This is a genomic window from Mycobacterium sp. Marseille-P9652 (assembly GCF_902652685.1).
GTDB lineage: Bacteria > Actinomycetota > Actinomycetes > Mycobacteriales > Mycobacteriaceae > Mycobacterium.
Map to the genome: position 1 here is coordinate 1 of NZ_CACRUY010000076.1, position 16,962 is coordinate 16,962.

A 16,962-nucleotide genomic window follows, 5' to 3' on the forward strand; every position below is an offset into this window, starting at 1 on the left:
GGGTGGGGCTCGGCAGCACCGCGCCGGCGAGCCCCACCCACGCCCCGGGCCCGACGCCTCCGGGCACGTCGACGCTGCCGCCGAACCGGACGGTCTCGACCACGTCGAAGACGACGAAGGCCAGCACCAGCAGCACATACGGGACGTTGAGCGCCAGGCGCAGCCGGCCCGGGCGCTCCTGGCCCGACCGCCAGGATCCGGCGACGGCCACCGAGGCGACCGACAGCAGCGTCACCACGAGCAGCGCCACGAACAGTTCCATCCGGCTGCCGGGGATCCCGACGCCGAAGTAGAGGTTCCACGGGAGGAAAAGGGCGATCACGAGCAGGGCGACGGCCGTCAGGTCGACGACGCGGTCCCACCGCCGGGCGGGCACGACGCCGGCAGCCGGAATGCGCGCCGTCGCCGCCTCGCGCGTTTGCTGGGGCCGCCCCGCGATGGGGCCGGTCGGGGCGTCGTCGCTGCTCAGGCTCACTATTCCCCCACGGTGTCGAGAACGGGTGGTGGCGGTGCAACGTCTGATCCCGGTCGGGGGAACCCCCTGCCGCGCCGAGTGCGTTGCTTGCTTGGGAACATAATCTCCGTTCGGACGAGACGGCATCGGTAGGTAGCGTGCGGTTGCTCCGTCAGGCGGCTTTCACAGCCGATCCTCATCGTCCGAATGCATACTGCCAACGGTATCGCAGTGTAGTGATGCCGCGACATTGCTGGTGGTGGGGTTAGCCAGCCGAAGGAGAGCAGCGATGGACGTCGTTCTCGGGGTTGCGGTCACCGGCCCCGTTGCACGCTTGGCGCTGGTGGGGGCGGGCGCGCGGGGCGCTGACGTGATCGATCAATCCGTCGTCAACCTGGACAACCACCCGATCGACAAGCTGACCGAGACCGTGGTGGGCACCAACCGCCTTCTGGCCGACGAAGCGCACCGGCTGGTGGCCACCCGGGTGATCTGGCCCGACGGTCAACAGGCCGACCAGTTGCGGCGCGCCCTCGAGGACTCCGGCGTGCACAACGTCGCGGTCCTGTCCGAGTCGCAGGCCGCCACCGCGTTGATGCGGGCGGCGGGGCGCGCCGGCGGCGTGCTCGTGGTGGACGACGAGACGGCGACGCTGTCGGTGGTCGGCGGCCCCGCGGGCGACACCGACGCGCCCCCGACCATGCTCGCCAGTCAGCCGCTGGCCGCCGGCGACGCGACCGGCGCGCTCGACACGATGATGGCCCGCCTGCCGGACGCCTCCGGCGACCTCTACGTGGTGGGCGCCTCGCCGGACCTGGCCGCCGTCGCCGACCAGCTGCGCGGCGCCTCGACGATGCGGGTGGAAATCCCCGAGGACCCCACCTTCGCGCTGGCCCGCGGCGCCGCGCTGGCCGCTGCCCCCGAGGGGGCGCCCGCCGGGGACGCGACCGCGCTGGCCCCGGCGCTCGGCGACGCGACGGCGATGGCGCCCGCGGCCGGGCTGGCCGGCGACGCGACGACGATGGCGCCCGCGGCCGGGCTGACCGGCGACGAGACGGCCTTCGCGCCGGCGGCCGACCCCGCCGCCTCGGACCAGCAGCTGGCCTACTCGATGGCCGGCGAGGGCGAGCCGTTCGGGGCGGACGACTACGACGACCTGGCCGGCTACGACGAATTGGACGAGGCCGACGGGGTCGATAGCGAGCAGGCGCGGCTGAGCCGGCGCTCGCTGCTGATCGGCAACGCCGTCATCGCGTTCGCGGTCATCGGCTTCGCCTCGCTGGCCGCGGCGGTAGCGATCGCCATCCGGCCGACCGCGGCCACGCAGCCCGTGGTGGGGCACCAGAACGCCGCCCCGGGCAAGTTCATGCCGCTGCTCCCGACGCAGCAGCAGGCGCCGGTGCCGGCGCCCCCGATCGACACGCCCAACGCCGGCTACCAGGGGGGCACCATCCCCGCGCCGAGCGTTCCGCAACAGGTCGCCCCGCCCGTGGTGAACGGGACGCCTGCCGCCCCCGTCGGACCCGAGACGCCGGGCACCCCCGGCTTCGTGCCGAACCCGGACATGCCGATCCCCGTGCCGGTCATCGTGCCGTTCCCGGGCTGGCGTCCGCCGTATCCGTACAACCCCTACAACCCGTACCCGCCGTACACGCCGCCGACGACCACCGTGTCGCCGCCGACGACGTCGGTCGCGCCGCCCACGACCTCGGTTACGCCGCCGACCACCTCGGTCGCGCCGCCGACGACCACCGTCGCGCCGCCGACCACCACGGTCGCGCCGCCCACGACCACGGCCGCGCCGACCACGACGTATTCGCCGCCGACCACGTCGTACTCGCCGCCGACCACGTCGTACGCCCCACCGACGACGACGCAGGCGGCGCCGCCGACCACGTCCTACTCGCCGCCGCCCACCACGTACTCGCCGCCGCCGACGCACACCCAGACGCAGCAGCAGACGGTGCCGCCGCAGACCCACACCCAGGCGCCGGTGACCCCGCAGCAGCCGGTGGTCCCGCAGCAGCCGCACACGGGCGGAGGTGGCACCGGCGGCGGAAGCACCGGTGGCGGCGGAACCGGCGGCAGCGGAACCGGTGGCGGCCACCACGGGTTCGGGTTCTGACCCGACCGATGCCCGAACCGGACGATCGGGTCACGGTCGTGCTGCCGTGCCTCAACGAGGAGGAGTCGCTGCCGGGGGTGCTGGCCGCCATTCCCGGCGGCTACCGGGCACTGGTGGTCGACAACAACAGCACCGACGGCACCGCCGCCGTCGCGGCCCGGCACGGCGCGGCCGTCGTCTTCGAGCCGCGGGCCGGGTACGGCTCGGCGGTGCACGCGGGCGTGCTCGCCGCGACCACGCCGGTGGTGGCGGTCATCGACGCCGACGGCTCGATGGATCCCGCCGACCTGCCCCGGCTGGTCGGCGAGTTGGACCGCGGCGCCGACCTGGTGACCGGCCGCCGGCGGCCGGTGCCGGGGCTGCAGTGGCCGTGGGTGGCGCGCGTCGGCACCGTGGTGATGAGCTGGCGGCTGCGCACCCGCCACGGGCTGCCCGTGCACGACGTCGCGCCGATGCGGGTCGCCCGCCGTGAGGCGCTGCTGAACCTGGGCGTCGCCGACCGGCGGTCCGGCTATCCCCTGGAGCTGCTGGTGCGGGCCGCCGCCGCCGGGTGGCGGGTGGTGGAACTCGACGTCAGCTACGGTCCCCGCACCGGCGGCAAGTCGAAGGTCAGCGGTTCGCTGCGCGGCAGCATCACCGCGATCCTCGACTTCTGGAAGGTGATCTCGTGACCGTGCTGCCGGTGACCGCGCTGGTGGTCGCGAAGGCGCCGGAGCCCGGCAAGGCCAAGACGAGGCTGGCCGCGACGGTCGGCGAGCGGGTTGCAGCGGAGATCGCGGCCGCCGCGCTGCTCGACACGCTCGACGCGGTGGCCGCCGCGCCGGTGGCCGCGCGGGTGGTCGCGCTCACCGGCGACCTGGACGCCGCCGCCTCCGCCGACGAGATCCGGCGGCGGCTCGAGTCGTTCGCGGTCATCCCGCAGCGCGGTGACGGCTTCGCCGACCGGCTCGCCAACGCCCACGCCGACGCCTTCGACGGCCGTCCCGGCCAGCCGGTGCTGCAGATCGGCATGGACACCCCGCAGGTGACTGCCGACCTGTTTTCCGACTGCGCGCGCGAACTGCTGGGCGCGCCGGCCGTGCTGGGCATGGCGCGCGACGGCGGGTGGTGGGTGCTGGGGGTGGCGGCGCCGGCGATGGCCGAATGCCTGCGAGCGGTCCCCATGTCGCGCCCCGACACGGGCGAAATGACCCTGAAGGTGTTGCGCGACAAGGGCATTCGTGTGAGCGCCGTGCCACCGCTGGCCGACGTCGACGTCGTCGACGACGTCGCTACGGTGCGGGACGCCTGCCCGCCCGGCAGCCGGTTCGCGCGGGTCACCCGCGCGGCCGGGCTGTAGTACGTCGAGACTGCAGCCACAGCGAAGAAACGGCCGAAATCACGCGCTCTGTTCAGGGTCGGCGCCATGCACGCGGGCTCGATCTCGGCGACTCACCAGTGCGTCACGATGACGGTGTTCAGCAGCAGGGCCCCGGCGGCGTTGACCGCGAGCCATAGCCGGTGCGAGCGCACCGGCAGCAGGGCCGGCGCCGCGGTGAGCCAGACCGTGAACGGCAGCCAGATCCGTTCGACCTCGGCCTTACTCAGCATGCTCAGGTCGGCGCAGGCGATGGCGGCCAGCATCGCCAGGAGCACCAGGTAAAAGCCCGAGCGGCGGCGGATCGCGGCCCGGTCGAACACGCGGGTGAGCCCGACGACGCTGCCCAACCCGATCGCGCAGACGACGCAGGCCAGGTTCGCCCACACCCAATAGGGGAACGGCCGGTCCTTGGCGATTCCCTGCCAATAGCGTTGCTGCACAAGGTCATAGCCGTCGAACCAGTAGAACCCGGCCACGGCGAAGGTCACGGCCACCGACAGCGCGGCCAGCGTCGCGGGCCCCAGCGCGCGCAGGGCCGCCCGCCAGTCGCGGGCCGACGCCAACACCGCCGCGGCCGGGAGGCCGAGCAGGATCAGGCCGTAGCTCAAGAACACCGCCCAGCCCAGCAGTAGCCCGGCCCCCGCGGCGGCCAGGGCGGGGAAGCGGACCGGCCGGTGCACGGCCAGGGCCAGCAGCGCGAGTCCCCAGGCCGCCACCCCGGCGAAGTATCCGTCCGCGGACACCGCGACCCAGATCGCCGTCGGCGCCACCGCCAGGAACGGCGCGGCCCGCCGCGCGGTCGGTTCGTCGGCCAGTGCGCGCACGGCGATCACCACGGCCGCCGCGGCGCTCGACCCCACCAGCAGGCAGAACAGCCCGGCCCACGCACCGCCGTGCAGCCCGATGCGGTCCAGCCAGACGAACGTCAGCACCGCGCCGGGTGGATGCCCGGAGACGTGCGTGGTCCACGAGTTCGGCTGGTAGTCGAGGATGCGGCTGGAGAAGGTGCGCAGCGTGGCCGGGATGTCGGTGATGGTCGGCACCTGCCACACGTATTCGTCGCGGGTCGTCAGCCGCCCGGCGAAGCCGCGCTGCCAGCCGTCGATCATCGCCAGCGCGAACGCCCACGCGCACGCGGTGCCCCACGTGCCCAGCGTCAGCGCGCGCCACGGCAGCCGGCGCGCCACGCCCGGCCCCCAGATGACGGCCGCCACCGCGATCAGGATGGCGGGCCCGGTGCCCCAGCTGGCGTGCACCTCCCACGCCCCGAAGATCGGCGGGGAGCCGGCGTTGGTGGCGAGCGGCTCCGGTCCGATGTCCGTCCGCGGCCGCACACCCCAGCTCAGGTGCGGCAGCACGAACGCGGCCGCCACCAGGACGATCCCGACCGCGGCGGCCGCCAACTCCCGCCGCGCCGTCCTCACGAGGGACCAGCCTATTGATCGCCGGCGAACCGGCGCGCCAGCGCCTTGCGGTCGACCTTGCCGATGCCCCGGCGCGGCAGCTCCTCGACGATGTGGACCTCGCGCGGCGCGGCGGTCGCGGGCAGCCTGCGTGCCACGTGCGACCGCAACTCCTCCAGCGTCGGCGCCTCGTCGTTCACCACGATCGCGGCCGCCACCCGTTGGCCCAGCCGGTCGTCGGCGACGCCGAAGACCGCGCAGTCGGCTACTGCCGGGTGGGTGGCCAGCACGGCCTCGACGAGCTGGGGCAGCACCGTCAGGCCGCCGGTGCTGATCGCGTCGTCGGCCCGGCCCAACACGGTCAGCGTCCCGGCCGCGTCGAGCGTTCCGAGGTCGCCGGTGCGGAACCAGCCGGACTCGGCGAACGGGTCCGGGTCGACCGGGTTGCGGTAGCCCTTGGCCAGCGTCGCACCGCCGAGGACGATCCGCCCGTCCGGGTCGATTCGAATCCGAACCCCGTCGAGCGGGACGCCGTCGTAGACGCAGCCGCCCGCGGTCTCGCTCATCCCGTAGGTGCGCACCGCCGTGATGCCCGCCGCGGCGGCCGCCTCGAGGACCGGTCGCGGCGCGGGGCCGCCGCCGAGGAGGACGGCGTCCAGGGCCGCGAGCGCGCCGGCCGCCGCGGGGTCGGTGAGCGCCTTGGCCAGTTGGGCGGCGACGAGTGACGTGTAGCGCCGGCCGGGCCCCAATCGCTGGACGGCGGAAGGCAATTCGGCGACGTCGAAGCCGGCCGAGACGTCCAGCTCGACGGGGATCGTGCCGGCCAGTGCGCTGCGCACCAGCACCTGCACCCCGGCGATGTGATGCGGCGGCAACGCCAGCAGCCAGGTGCCCGGGCCGCCGAGGCGGTCGTGGGTGGCCGCCGCGCTGGCCGTCAGGGCGGCGGCGGTCAGGAGCGCGCCCTTCGGGGTTCCCGTCGTCCCCGACGTCGTGGCGACCAGGGCGACGTCGTCGTCGATGTCCTCCCCGACGCGCAGCGCCCCCAGCGCGGCGTCGTCGTCGGGGGCCAGCGGGACCAGCGCGGTGTCCCGGCCGTCGAGCACCCGCTCCAGGGCGGGCAGCAGGGACGGGACGGCCGAACCCGGTCGCACGCAGAGGGCGCGCAGAACCGCTATGCGCGGTCCCCGGCGTCGTCGAACGGCCAGCCCTTGGCGGCCAATCGTTCGCGGACCCGCTCCACGTCCTCCGTGGACGGCAACTCGTCGGTGATCTGGGTGATCAGGACGCCGATGTCGACGTCGTCGAAGTCGCCGCGCTGCATGAGCTCGTGGGCGACGGCGATGACCTCGTCGTGGCTCAGCCGGCGGGTCAAGAGGGCGAGCACCGGGAAGGTGTCGGTCGGCGGAATGCCCTCCGGGTAACCGGCGCGCAACCACGAGACGATCGAGCTGAGAAATCCGTTCACGACGGCGACCCCCCCGGGCATCGGTTCGGCTGGTGGGTGGGCATCTTCCGATGCTACTTCGGCTTGGCTCCGAGGAAGGCCTGGCCCGTCTGGTGCGCGACGAAGTCGCGGGAGACGTAGAGCAGCGCGAAGAGGATGACGGCGATCACCACGGCGTAGATCAGCCAGGAGACGGCGAGCAGCGCGGGATTCTTTTCGGGCCGGCTGCCGTCCGCCGCGACCTCCCCGCTGCCGACGGCGTGGAAGCGGAGCCCCAGCGCGAAGAGTCCGGGCAGGGCCGCGCCGGCCAGCATGCTGAAGACCAGGATCTTCAGGGAGGCCTGGTAGTTGAACCACTCGCTGAACTGGCTCATGAGGGGTTCCCCGCGGTCACGGTGTCACCTTCGGATCCGGCTCGGCGGGGGGTCAACCCGGTGCCGGCGGTGGGGCCGGTATCCGAGGGCGGCTTGTTGTCACCCTCCAGGCCGGCGGTGAGGCTGCCTTCCCATTCGGCGTTGACGTTGTTGTGGTCGACCTTGACCTTCCGCGACCGGATGTAGATCAGGGTGGCGACGGCGACCAGGAGGCCGAACCCGATGATCGCGCCCGGGTATCCGCCGATCAGGTGCACGATCCAGTACGTGACGGCCCCGACCAGCCCCGCCAGGGGCAGGGTGACCAGCCAGGCGACGACCATCCGGCCGGCCACGCCCCAGCGCACCTCGCCGCCCGGCTTGCCCAGCCCGCTGCCCAGCACCGAACCCGTGCAGACCTGGGTCGTGGACAGTGCGTAGCCGAAGTGGGTCGACAGCAAAATGACTGCGGCCGAGGAGGATTCGGCGGCCATGCCCTGCGGCGACTTGATCTCCACCAGTCCCTTGCCGAGGGTGCGGATGATGCGCCACCCGCCCAGGTAGGTGCCCGCCGCCATCGCCAGCGCGCACGCCCCGATCACCCACAGCGGCGGCGCCGTGGTGCTCTTGCTGAGCGACCCGTACGACATCAACGCCAGGAAGATGATGCCCATCGTCTTCTGGGCGTCACCGGTGCCGTGGGCCAGCGACACCAGCGAGGCCGAGCCCCACTGGCCGTAGCGGAATCCCGCCTCGGTGCGGCTGCTGTCGAGGCCCCGGGTGACCCGGTAGACGAGCCAGGTCGCGATGGCGCCGACCACGATGGCCAGGATGGCGGCGACGACGGCCGGGATGAGGACCTTGGACACCAGGCCCTTCCAAATCACACCGTGCCCGCCGACCGCGGCGATCGTGGCGCCGACGATGCCGCCGATGAGCGCGTGCGAAGAGCTCGACGGGATGCCGAGCAGCCAGGTCAGCAGGTTCCACACGATGCCGCCGACCAAGCCGGCGAACACCAGTTCCAGGGTCACGATGTGGCCGTCGATCAGACCCTTGGCGATGGTCGCCGCGACGGCGGTGGACATGAACGCGCCGACGAGGTTCAGCACCGCGGACAGCGCGACCGCCGCCTTGGGCTTCAGCGCCCCACTGGCGATGGATGTCGCCATCGCGTTGCCGGTGTCGTGGAAGCCGTTCGTGAAATCGAAGGCGAGTGCCGTGATTACGACAATGATCAAGAGGAACAAGTCTATGTTCACAGTGCCTGATTCTCGTGGTAGGGGCGATCCATTGTCGAATGCACGGGGAGGGGAAACGAGGCTCGTCGCCGAATGTTACTCCGCCATTAACCGGGCGTTCCGTCGAGTTCATCGCGGGTATCGCGACGCAACGGATGTTCCGGAGGGATTTGGATGAAGATCAGTGTGACGCCGTCGGGGTCGGTCACGTGCATCTCGTGCAGCCCCCACGGTTCGCGGCGCGCCTCGCGGGCGATCGGCACCCCCCGGCCCTCCAGCTCTGCCTGCGTCGCCTCGACGTCGCGGACCTGAAGCCACAGCGCGCCGGGGAACGGCCCGCGCGAGTGGTCGGGGGAGCCGAAGCCGGCCAGCTCCAGCAGCGATTGGCCGGCGAAAAACACTGTGCCCGCGCCGTATTCGCGTGCTATCGCTAGGCCGATCTCGTCGCGGTAGAACCTCAGCGACCGCTCGTAGTCCGCCGGCCGGAGAAGCATCCGGCTGGCCAGGATCTCCATAGCGTCGTGTCTATCACGTCACGGGCGCGCGGCGCACCGGCTCTCGCGCGCCGGCCCGCTCGTCTCAGGCTTCGGGTGCCCGGTTCGGCTGGATGCGCTGCCGCTGCAGAAGGGTGTTGACGAGTCGCGGGCCGAACGTGTCGATCGCCTTGGCCGCGATCGCCATTCGCGGCGCGATCCGCACCGGACGGGTGCGTGCCGCGGTGATCATCCACTCGCCGGCCTCCTCGGAGGTCAGCGCGGGCATCCCCTCGTAGGCCTTGGTCGGCGCGATCATCGGGGTGGCCACCAGCGGGTAGTAGAGCGTCGTCGAGTGCACGCCCCTTCCGCCCCACTCGGTCTCGACGACACGGCTGACCGCGGACAGCGCGGCCTTGGAGGCGTTGTAGACGGCGAACAGCGGCGAGGCCTCCGACAGCACGCCCCATGTCGAGACGTTGATGATGTGCCCGTCGCCGCGCTCGAGCATGCCGGGCGCGAACCCGCGGATGAGCCGCAGCGGGGCGTAGTAGTTGAGCGTCATCGTCCGCTCGACGTCGTGCCAGCGTTCCAGCGACTCGGCCAGCGGCCGGCGGATGGATCGCCCGGCGTTGTTGATGAGGATGTCGACGCCGCCGATGCGGTCTACGACGTCCGCCACCAGCTTGTCGAGGGCGTCGAGGTCGGAGAGGTCACAGGCGACCGACATGGCGTTGCCGCCCGCCGCGGTGATCCGACCGGCGAGGGCGTCCAGCAGGTCCTGGCGGCGGGCGACGGCGACGACGGTGGCGCCCCGGCGCGCGAACTGTTCGGCCGCGGCCTCGCCGATGCCCGACGACGCCCCGGTCAACAGCACGCGCTTGCCGTCGAGGTCGATGGGCTTGATGGCGGGCCGGTTGACCAGTACCTGCGGCGCCGCCGGCGGTCGCATGGTGGCCAGGACGAATTGGTCGGCGATCCGGCGTAGCGGGCTTCTGCTCACGAGGGGCGAGTCTAGGTGGGCCCGTCAGAAGTACCGGGGGAAGCGGCTCCAGTCCGGGGGCCGCTTCTCCAGGAAGGCGTCGCGGCCCTCGACCGCCTCGTCGGTCATGTAGGCCAGGCGGGTGGCCTCGCCCGCGAAGAGCTGCTGGCCCACCAGCCCGTCGTCGAGCAGGTTGAAGGCGAACTTGAGCATCCGCTGGGCCTGGGGCGACTTGGCGTTGATCTCCGAAGCCCATTGCACCGCAACGTTTTCCAGGTCCGCGTGGTCGACGACCTCGTTGACCGCGCCCATGCTGTGCATCTGCTCGGCGGTGTACGGGCGGCCCAGGAAGAAGATCTCCCGCGCGAACTTCTGCCCGACCTGCCGTGCGAGGTAGGCGCTGCCGTAGCCGCCGTCGAAGCTGCCGACGTCGGCGTCGGTCTGTTTGAAGCGGGCGTGCTCGCGGCTGGCCAGTGTGAGATCGCACACCACGTGCAGGCTGTGTCCGCCGCCGGCGGCCCAGCCGTTGACGAGGCAGATGACCACCTTGGGCATGAACCGGATCAGGCGCTGCACCTCGAGGATGTGGAGGCGCCCGGCGCGGGCGGGGTCGACGGTGTCGGCGGTGTCGCCGGACGCGTACTGGTAGCCGCTGCGCCCGCGGATGCGTTGGTCACCGCCCGAGCAGAACGCCCACCCGCCGTCCTTGGGCGAGGGCCCGTTCCCGGTCAGCAGCACCACGCCGACGTCGGGGGACATCCGGGCGTGGTCGAGCACCCGGTACAGCTCGTCGACGGTGTGCGGCCGGAACGCGTTGCGCACCTCGGGCCGGTCGAACGCCACCCGCACCGTCGCGTCGCTGACGTGGCGGTGATAGGTGATGTCGGTCAGGTCGCCGAAGCCGTCGACCACGCGCCACTGGTCGGGTTGAAAGGGATTGTCGCTCAACGTGATTCCAAGGCGTCTAGACGGAACACGGCGCACCGGCCGGCCAGCGCCTCGAACTCCTCGGGGCGGCCGTCGGTGACGAGCCCGGCCCGTTTCATGAAGCCGACGCCGGTCGGGACCTCGGTGGGAAACGCCCGCAGGATGGGCCGCGCGTCCTCGGGCGAGAGCTCGGCCATTCGCACCTTCCGGACATTTCGGCCGCGCGCGATCGTCGCCGCGCCGGCGGCGCGCACGTTGGCCACCCAGTCGGCGCCCGGGAAACCGGCGACGACGTACTCCCGCCCGTCGACCGTCATGGGCGTCACCGGTGTCGAGCGCGGCGCACCGGACTTGCGGCCGGGCACGGTCAACACCACGGGGCTCTCCCCGCCGAAACTGATGCCCAGCCGCGACATTCGGATGAAGAGCTTGTTGGCCGGCTTGAGCCACCACGGGGGCCGGATCGGTTTGCCGCTTCCCATAGGCAGCGACGTTACCTCTGGAAGGGCTCGGCCCCGAGCGGCTGCGGCTCCCCGGTCGCGACGGCGTCCAGGCGTTCGAGCGCGCCCGGGCCCAGCACGACGCCCCCGGCGCCGATGTTCTCCTCGAGATGCGGCAACGATCGAGTCCCGGGGATCAGCAACGTGTTCGGCGCGCGGGCCAGCAGCCAGGCCAGCCCGACCTGCGCCGGCGTGGCGCCGAGGTCCCGGGCGACGTCGGCCACCACCGCGTTGTCGGCGACCTTCGGAAACCCCGGGAAAGACGACCCCAGCGGGAAGTATGGCACCCACGCGATGCCCTCGGCGGTGCAGACGTCGAGCGTCTCCTCCTGCGAGCGGTCGAGCACGCTGTAGGGGTTCTGCACGCACGCGATCCCCGCGGGCAAGGCTCGGCGCAGCACGTCCAGCGGGACGGCGCTGACGCCGATGCCGCCGATCTTGCCCTCGTCGCGCAGGGCGATCATCTCGGCGAGCTGGTCGTCGAGGTCGACGGCCTGGTCGCCCTCGGCGGCCACGCCGGGCCCGAGATCCATGCGCCGCAGGTTCACCACGGGGATGCGCTCGAGTCCGAGCTGACGCAGGTCGTCCTCCACGGCGGCCCGTAGCTCGGCCGGCTTCTGCGCGGCGGCCAGCGGTATCGGTTGTTCGCCGGTGTATCGCGCGCCGACCTTGCTGACGATGACGAGGTCGTCGGGGTAGGGCGCCAGCGCCGCGCGGATCCTGCGGTTCACCTCGCCGGGGCCGTAGAACGACGCGGTGTCGATGTGGTTGACGCCGAGGTCGACCGCGCGGCGCAGCACGGCGGCCGCGTCGTCGGGGGTGGCCTCGAACAGCTGCATGGCGCCGTAGCCGACCCGGGCGACCGGGTATGCGCCCAGGCTGGCGGTGCCGCCGGGCCGTGGTTTGTCGGTCATGATGCTCCCGTCTGAGACACTGGAGAAAATGCGGAGGTCCCTCCGCTTGAACCGAAGCCTAGCAGAGAAACGGAGGATCCTCCGCTTTGGCCGAACCGAGCCGATCCGACGCGCGCCGCAACCGCCAGAAGCTGCTGGGCGCGGCGACCGCGGCGTTCTCGCGGGGCGGCCCCGTGTCGCTCGAGTCCGTCGCGCGCGACGCCGGCGTCGGGATCGGCACGCTCTACCGCCACTTCCCGACCCGCGAGGCCCTGGTGGAGGCGGTCTACCGCGCCGAGCTCGCGGAGGTGGCCGCGGCCGCCGGACAGCTACTCGAGCGGCATCCGCCGGAGGTGGCGCTGCGCCACTGGATGGACCGCTACGCGGGCTTCGTGGCCGCCAAGCGCGGGATGGCCGAGTCGCTGCACGCGATGTTCGACTCCGGTGCCATGCGGCCCAGCCAAACGCGCGACAGCATCGTCGGCGCCGTCGACCAGCTGCTGCGGGCGGGCGCCGACGACGGCAGCCTGCGCGCCGACGTGCGTGCCGACGATGTGGTGTCGAGCCTGATCGGCATCTTCCTGGCCAGCGGCTCGCCGGAGCAGCGCGACCGCATGCTCGACCTGCTGGTGGCGGGCATGACGGCGCCCTGATCGCCGAGCGTCACGCCAGAGTGACCGCGGACGCCCAGCGCCACGCCAGCGTGACGTTCGGCGACACAAACTCAGCCGACGGCCCGGCCGGCGCCCTCCCAGAACCGCGCCCGCACGGCCTTCTTGTCGGGCTTGCCCAGCGCGGTCACCGGCACCGACTCGACGACGATCACCTGCTTGGGCGACTGCACCGAGCCCTTGCGCTCCTTGACCGCGGCCTGGATTTCGACGGTCACCCGCGCCACCGACTCCTCGTCGGAGGGATGGTCGGGCCGTAGCACGATCACCGCGGTGACGGCCTCGCCCCACTTCTCGTCCGGCGTGCCGATCACGCACACCTGCGCGACGGCCGGGTGCTCGGCGACGACGTCCTCGACCTCGCGCGGGAACACGTTGAACCCGCCGGTGACGATCATGTCCTTGACCCGGTCGACGATGAACCAGAAGCCGTCCTCGTCCTCCCGGGCCATGTCACCGGTGTGCAGCCAGCCGTCCTTGAACGTCTTGGCCGTCTCCTCCGGCAGGTTCCAGTAGCCGCCGCTCAGAAGCGGCCCGGACACGCAGATCTCGCCGACCTCGCCCTGCGGCACCGGGTTGCCGTCGGCGTCCAGCAGCGCGGTGCGGGCGAAGAGCGTGGGCCGGCCGCAGGAGGTGAGCCGCTTCTCGTCGTGGTCCTTCTTCGCCAGATACGAGATCACCATCGGGGCTTCGGACTGGCCGTAGTACTGGGCGAAGATCGGCCCGAAGCGGCGGATGGCCTCGGCCAGCCGCACCGGGTTCATCGCCGAGGCGCCGTAATAGACGGTCTCCAGCGAGGACAGGTCGCGGGTGTGCGAATCCGGGTGGTCCATCAGCGCGTAGATCATCGACGGCACCAGCATGGTGGCGGTGATCTGCTGTTCCTCGATCACCCGCAGCACCTCGGCCGGGTCGAACTTGGTCAGCACGATCAGCTCGCCGCCCTTGATGATGGTCGGCACGAAGAACGCCGCCCCGGCGTGCGACAGCGGGGTGCACATCAGAAAGCGCGGGTTCTCCGGCCACTCCCACTCGGCGAGCTGGATCGTGGTCATCGTGGTGATCGACTGCGCGGTCCCCAGCACGCCCTTGGGCTTGCCGGTGGTGCCGCCGGTGTAGGCCATGCCGCCGATGTGGTCGGGCGGAAGTTCGGCCGCCACCAACGGCTTCGGCGCGTACTTCGCGGCCTCGGCCACCAGGTCCACCGCGGATTCGCTGAGCGCTTCGGGGACCGGCCCGATGGTCAGGATCTGCTTGAGGCCGGGCACCTTCTCCAGCAGGCCCTGCGCCCGCTCGACGAACATCGGGTTGGGGTCGATGATCAGCGACGTCACGCCCGCGTCGTTCAGGACGTAGGCGTGGTCGTCGAGCGAGCCCAGGGGGTGCAGCGCCACCCGCCGGTAGCCCTGCGTCTGGCCGGCGCCGATGATCATCAGCACCTCGGGCCGGTTCAGCGACAGCAACCCGACGGTCGCGCCGGTGCCCGCCCCGAGCGCCTCGAACGCCTGGATGTACTGGCTGATGCGCTCGGCGAGCTGACCGCCGGTCAGCGTGGTGTCGCCGAGATACAGCACCGGCTTGTCCTTGTTGCGCTTGAGCGCGCCGACCGTCAGGTGTCCGGAATGAATGGGATGGCGCAACAGCTCGTCACTCATGTTGCCAGACTAGAACGTGTTGCAGTTTGCGTCAGCCACCCCCTGCGGGGGACTAGGGTTTGCACCCATGGCAGCGGCCGATCTCGTCCTCACCGGAACCATCCTGACCGTCGACGAGAAGCGGCCCACGGCCGAGGCGCTCGCCGTCGCCGGCGGCCGCATCGTCGCCGTCGGGACCCGCCAAGACATCGAGGCGCACATCGGCCCCGGAACCGAGACGGTCGACGTCGGCGACGGCTGCGTCATGCCGGGATTCATTGAGGCGCACGGACATCCGCTGATGGAGGCGCTCGCGCTGTCGGACCGGATCGTCGACATCCGGCCCGTCACCATCCCCGAAGCGGACGACGTCGTGGCCGCCGTGCGCGGCGAGGTCGCCAAGCGGGGCGACGCCGGCGCGTACCTCAACGGCTGGGACCCGCTGCTGCAGGCCGGGCTGCCGCAGCCCAGCCTCGACTGGCTCGACGATGTCGCCCCCGACGGGCCGTTGGTCATCATCCACAACTCCGGGCACAAGGCGTTCTTCAATTCGCACGCGGCCCGCCGCGCCGGGCTCACCCGCGACACCCCGGACCCCAAGGGCGCCCGCTTCGGCCGCGACGCGGGCGGCGAGCTCGACGGCACCGCCGAGGAGACCGGGGCCGTCTTCCCGCTGCTGGCCGGCGCCATCGAGCCCGGCAACTACCCGGAGCTGCTGCGCGCCGAATGCGCCCGGCTCAACCGGGCGGGCCTGACCACCTGCTCCGAGATGGCGTTCGACCCGGCGTTCCGGCCGATGGTCGAGAAGCTGAGCGCCGAGCTGACCGTCCGGCTGCGCACCTACGAGATCTCCAATCCGCAGATGCGCAGCGACGCCACCCCCGGCCAGGGCGACGACATGCTGCGCCAGGTCGGCATCAAGATCTGGGTGGACGGCTCGCCGTGGGTCGGCAACATCGCCCTGACCTTCCCCTACCTGGACACCGACGCCAGCCGCACCATCGGGGTGCCGCCCGGTTCCTGCGGGCACGCCAACTACACCAAGGAGCAGCTGACCGAGATCGTCGGCGCCTACTACCCGCGGGGCTGGCCGATGGCCTGCCACGTGCAGGGCGACGCCGGGGTCGACACCATCCTCGACGTGTACGAGGAAGCGCTGCAACGCAATCCGCGCCCCGACCACCGGCTGCGGCTCGAACACGTCGGCGCCATCCGCCCCGACCAGTTGCAAAGGGCCGCCGCGCTCGGCGTCACGTGCAGCATCTTCGTCGACCAGATTCACTACTGGGGCGACGTCATCGTCGACGGCCTGTTCGGGCCCGACCGCGGATCCCGTTGGATGCCAGCGGGTTCCGCGGTCGCCACCGGCATGCGCATCTCGCTGCACAACGACCCGCCGGTCACGCCCGAGGAGCCGCTGCGCAACATCAGCGTGGCCGTGACCCGCACTGCGCCGAGCGGGCGGGTGCTGGGTCCCGAGGAGCGGCTGACCGTCGAGCAGGCGATCCGCGCGCAGACCATCGACGCCGCCTGGCAGCTGTTCTCCGACGACGCCATCGGCTCGCTCGAGGTGGGCAAGTACGCGGACATGGTGGTGCTGTCGGCCGACCCGCGGACCGTGCCGCCCGAGGACATCGCCGACCTCGACGTTCGCGCGACATACCTGGCGGGCCGCCGGGTCTTCGGCGAGTGACTCCCCCCGTAGAGGACCTTCTCGACCGCCTGCACGTCGTCGCACTGCCGATGCGGGTTCGCTTCCGCGGCATCACCACCCGCGAGGTGGCGCTGATCGAGGGGCCCACGGGCTGGGGGGAGTTTGGGGCGTTTCTCGAGTACGAGCCGCCGGAGGCCGCGCACTGGCTCGCCGCCGGCATCGAGGCCGCCTACCGCGAGCCGCCCCCGCTGCGGCGCGACCGCATCCCGATCAACGCCACCGTCCCCGCGGTCGCCGCGGCCGACGTCCCCGACGTGCTGGCCCGGTTCCCCGGGGCGCGGACGGCCAAGGTGAAGGTCGCCGAGCCGGGGCAGACCCTGGCCGACGACGTGGCCCGGGTCAACGCCGTGCGCGAGCGGGTGCCGACGGTGCGGGTGGACGCCAACGGCGCCTGGAGCGTCGACGAGGCGGCGCGGGCCGCCCGGGCCCTGACCGCCGACGGGCCACTGGAATACCTCGAGCAACCCTGCGCCACCGTCCCCGAACTCGCCGAGTTACGCACGCGCACCGACGTTTTGATCGCCGCCGACGAGAGCATCCGCAAGGCCGACGACCCGCTCGCGGTGGTCCGCGCGGGCGCCGCCGACGTCGCGGTGCTCAAAGTCGCTCCGCTGGGCGGGATTTCGGCCCTGCTCCACATCGCCGCGCAGATCGACATCCCCGTCGTGGTGTCCAGCGCGCTCGACTCGGCCGTCGGCATCGGCCAGGGACTCCTCGCCGCGGCCGCGCTGCCGGTGCTGAACCACGCGTGCGGGCTGGGCACCGGGCGCCTATTCATAGAGGACGTG

The 16,962-nt window shown here is 72.1% G+C and carries 18 protein-coding genes; 6 read left to right on the forward strand and 12 right to left on the reverse strand.

Features of this window, described 5'->3' with window-relative positions:
- Positions 1–376: DUF7937 domain-containing protein (locus tag GPY60_RS24360; protein WP_444850866.1), on the reverse strand; the 376-nt coding region annotated here is incomplete at its 3' end.
- 367 nt (positions 377–743) lie between these two features.
- Here GPY60_RS24360 and GPY60_RS24365 point away from each other — a divergent pair.
- The 3 genes from GPY60_RS24365 to GPY60_RS24375 are packed head-to-tail and all read left to right on the forward strand — an operon-like array spanning position 744 to position 3,918.
- Positions 744–2,579, forward strand: coding sequence for a hypothetical protein (locus GPY60_RS24365; protein WP_231639814.1), 1,836 nt, complete (start codon positions 744–746; stop codon positions 2,577–2,579).
- Between the two features lie 8 nt (positions 2,580–2,587).
- Positions 2,588–3,250 carry a glycosyltransferase family 2 protein gene (locus tag GPY60_RS24370; protein WP_197283817.1) on the forward strand — a complete coding sequence of 221 codons (663 nt, stop codon included), beginning with the start codon at positions 2,588–2,590 and terminating at the stop codon, positions 3,248–3,250.
- Positions 3,247–3,918 carry a TIGR04282 family arsenosugar biosynthesis glycosyltransferase gene (locus GPY60_RS24375; RefSeq protein WP_156690265.1) on the forward strand — a complete coding sequence of 224 codons (672 nt, stop codon included), beginning with the start codon at positions 3,247–3,249 and terminating at the stop codon, positions 3,916–3,918. The genes GPY60_RS24370 and GPY60_RS24375 overlap by 4 nt, the downstream gene beginning before the upstream one ends.
- 92 nt (positions 3,919–4,010) lie before the next feature.
- Here GPY60_RS24375 and GPY60_RS24380 read toward each other — a convergent pair whose 3' ends face one another.
- The 10 genes from GPY60_RS24380 to GPY60_RS24425 all read right to left on the reverse strand — a co-directional run bounded on the left by GPY60_RS24380 (position 4,011) and on the right by GPY60_RS24425 (position 12,176).
- The gene (locus GPY60_RS24380) at positions 4,011–5,363 is read right to left on the reverse strand and encodes a hypothetical protein (RefSeq protein WP_156690266.1); all 1,353 of its coding nucleotides are present in this window, start codon (positions 5,361–5,363) and stop codon (positions 4,011–4,013) included.
- Positions 5,364–5,374: 11 nt separating this feature from the next.
- Positions 5,375–6,445, reverse strand: a complete 1,071-nt coding sequence (menE, locus tag GPY60_RS24385; RefSeq protein ID WP_231639815.1) for an o-succinylbenzoate--CoA ligase — start codon at positions 6,443–6,445, stop codon at positions 5,375–5,377.
- 68 nt (positions 6,446–6,513) lie between these two features.
- Positions 6,514–6,807, reverse strand: coding sequence for a DUF3349 domain-containing protein (locus GPY60_RS24390; protein WP_156690268.1), 294 nt, complete (start codon positions 6,805–6,807; stop codon positions 6,514–6,516).
- Positions 6,808–6,860: 53 nt separating this feature from the next.
- Entirely contained in the window at positions 6,861–7,160 is a 300-nt protein-coding gene (locus GPY60_RS24395) for a hypothetical protein (protein WP_156690269.1), read from the reverse strand.
- Complete coding sequence (locus tag GPY60_RS24400) at positions 7,157–8,401, reverse strand: inorganic phosphate transporter (RefSeq protein ID WP_156690270.1); 1,245 nt, start codon at positions 8,399–8,401, stop codon at positions 7,157–7,159. The genes GPY60_RS24395 and GPY60_RS24400 overlap by 4 nt, the downstream gene beginning before the upstream one ends.
- An 86-nt stretch (positions 8,402–8,487) precedes the next feature.
- Positions 8,488–8,895, reverse strand: coding sequence for a VOC family protein (locus GPY60_RS24405; protein WP_156690271.1), 408 nt, complete (start codon positions 8,893–8,895; stop codon positions 8,488–8,490).
- Between the two features lie 64 nt (positions 8,896–8,959).
- Complete coding sequence (locus tag GPY60_RS24410) at positions 8,960–9,856, reverse strand: SDR family oxidoreductase (protein ID WP_156690272.1); 897 nt, start codon at positions 9,854–9,856, stop codon at positions 8,960–8,962.
- Between the two features lie 24 nt (positions 9,857–9,880).
- On the reverse strand, positions 9,881–10,783 hold the full coding sequence (locus GPY60_RS24415) for a 1,4-dihydroxy-2-naphthoyl-CoA synthase (protein ID WP_156690273.1): 903 nt from the start codon (positions 10,781–10,783) through the stop codon (positions 9,881–9,883).
- Positions 10,780–11,244, reverse strand: coding sequence for a nitroreductase family deazaflavin-dependent oxidoreductase (locus GPY60_RS24420; protein WP_156690274.1), 465 nt, complete (start codon positions 11,242–11,244; stop codon positions 10,780–10,782). Before GPY60_RS24420 ends, GPY60_RS24415 begins: the two co-directional genes overlap by 4 nt.
- 11 nt (positions 11,245–11,255) lie before the next feature.
- Positions 11,256–12,176 (reverse strand): aldo/keto reductase, encoded by a 921-nt coding sequence (locus tag GPY60_RS24425; RefSeq protein WP_156690275.1) that lies wholly within the window; start codon positions 12,174–12,176, stop codon positions 11,256–11,258.
- 86 nt (positions 12,177–12,262) lie between these two features.
- Between GPY60_RS24425 and GPY60_RS24430 the strand changes: the two genes are divergently transcribed.
- A complete protein-coding gene (locus GPY60_RS24430) occupies positions 12,263–12,808 on the forward strand; it encodes a TetR/AcrR family transcriptional regulator (RefSeq protein ID WP_156690276.1) in 546 nt (181 codons plus the stop codon).
- A gap of 71 nt (positions 12,809–12,879) precedes the next feature.
- On the opposite strand, the gene fadD8 is transcribed toward GPY60_RS24430, so the two are convergent.
- Entirely contained in the window at positions 12,880–14,481 is a 1,602-nt protein-coding gene (gene fadD8, locus GPY60_RS24435; RefSeq protein WP_156690277.1) for a fatty-acid--CoA ligase FadD8, read from the reverse strand.
- A 67-nt stretch (positions 14,482–14,548) separates the two neighbouring features.
- Between fadD8 and GPY60_RS24440 the strand changes: the two genes are divergently transcribed.
- Together GPY60_RS24440 and GPY60_RS24445 are read left to right on the forward strand one after the other, a co-directional pair.
- Complete coding sequence (locus tag GPY60_RS24440; protein WP_156690278.1) at positions 14,549–16,153, forward strand: amidohydrolase; 1,605 nt, start codon at positions 14,549–14,551, stop codon at positions 16,151–16,153.
- Positions 16,150–16,962, forward strand: an 813-nt coding sequence (locus GPY60_RS24445; protein ID WP_156690279.1) for an o-succinylbenzoate synthase, incomplete at its 3' end; no start/stop codon positions are given. The genes GPY60_RS24440 and GPY60_RS24445, both read left to right, overlap by 4 nt.

Coding starts and splice junctions, on each gene's coding strand:
- GPY60_RS24365 (WP_231639814.1), top strand. CDS start 744: ATGGACGTCGTTCTCGGGGTTGCGGTCACCGGCCCCGTTGCACGCTTG.
- GPY60_RS24370 (WP_197283817.1), top strand. CDS start 2,588: ATGCCCGAACCGGACGATCGGGTCACGGTCGTGCTGCCGTGCCTCAAC.
- GPY60_RS24395 (WP_156690269.1), bottom strand. CDS start 7,160: ATGAGCCAGTTCAGCGAGTGGTTCAACTACCAGGCCTCCCTGAAGATC.
- GPY60_RS24405 (WP_156690271.1), bottom strand. CDS start 8,895: ATGGAGATCCTGGCCAGCCGGATGCTTCTCCGGCCGGCGGACTACGAG.
- GPY60_RS24420 (WP_156690274.1), bottom strand. CDS start 11,244: ATGGGAAGCGGCAAACCGATCCGGCCCCCGTGGTGGCTCAAGCCGGCC.
- GPY60_RS24425 (WP_156690275.1), bottom strand. CDS start 12,176: ATGACCGACAAACCACGGCCCGGCGGCACCGCCAGCCTGGGCGCATAC.
- fadD8 (WP_156690277.1), bottom strand. CDS start 14,481: ATGAGTGACGAGCTGTTGCGCCATCCCATTCATTCCGGACACCTGACG.
- GPY60_RS24440 (WP_156690278.1), top strand. CDS start 14,549: ATGGCAGCGGCCGATCTCGTCCTCACCGGAACCATCCTGACCGTCGAC.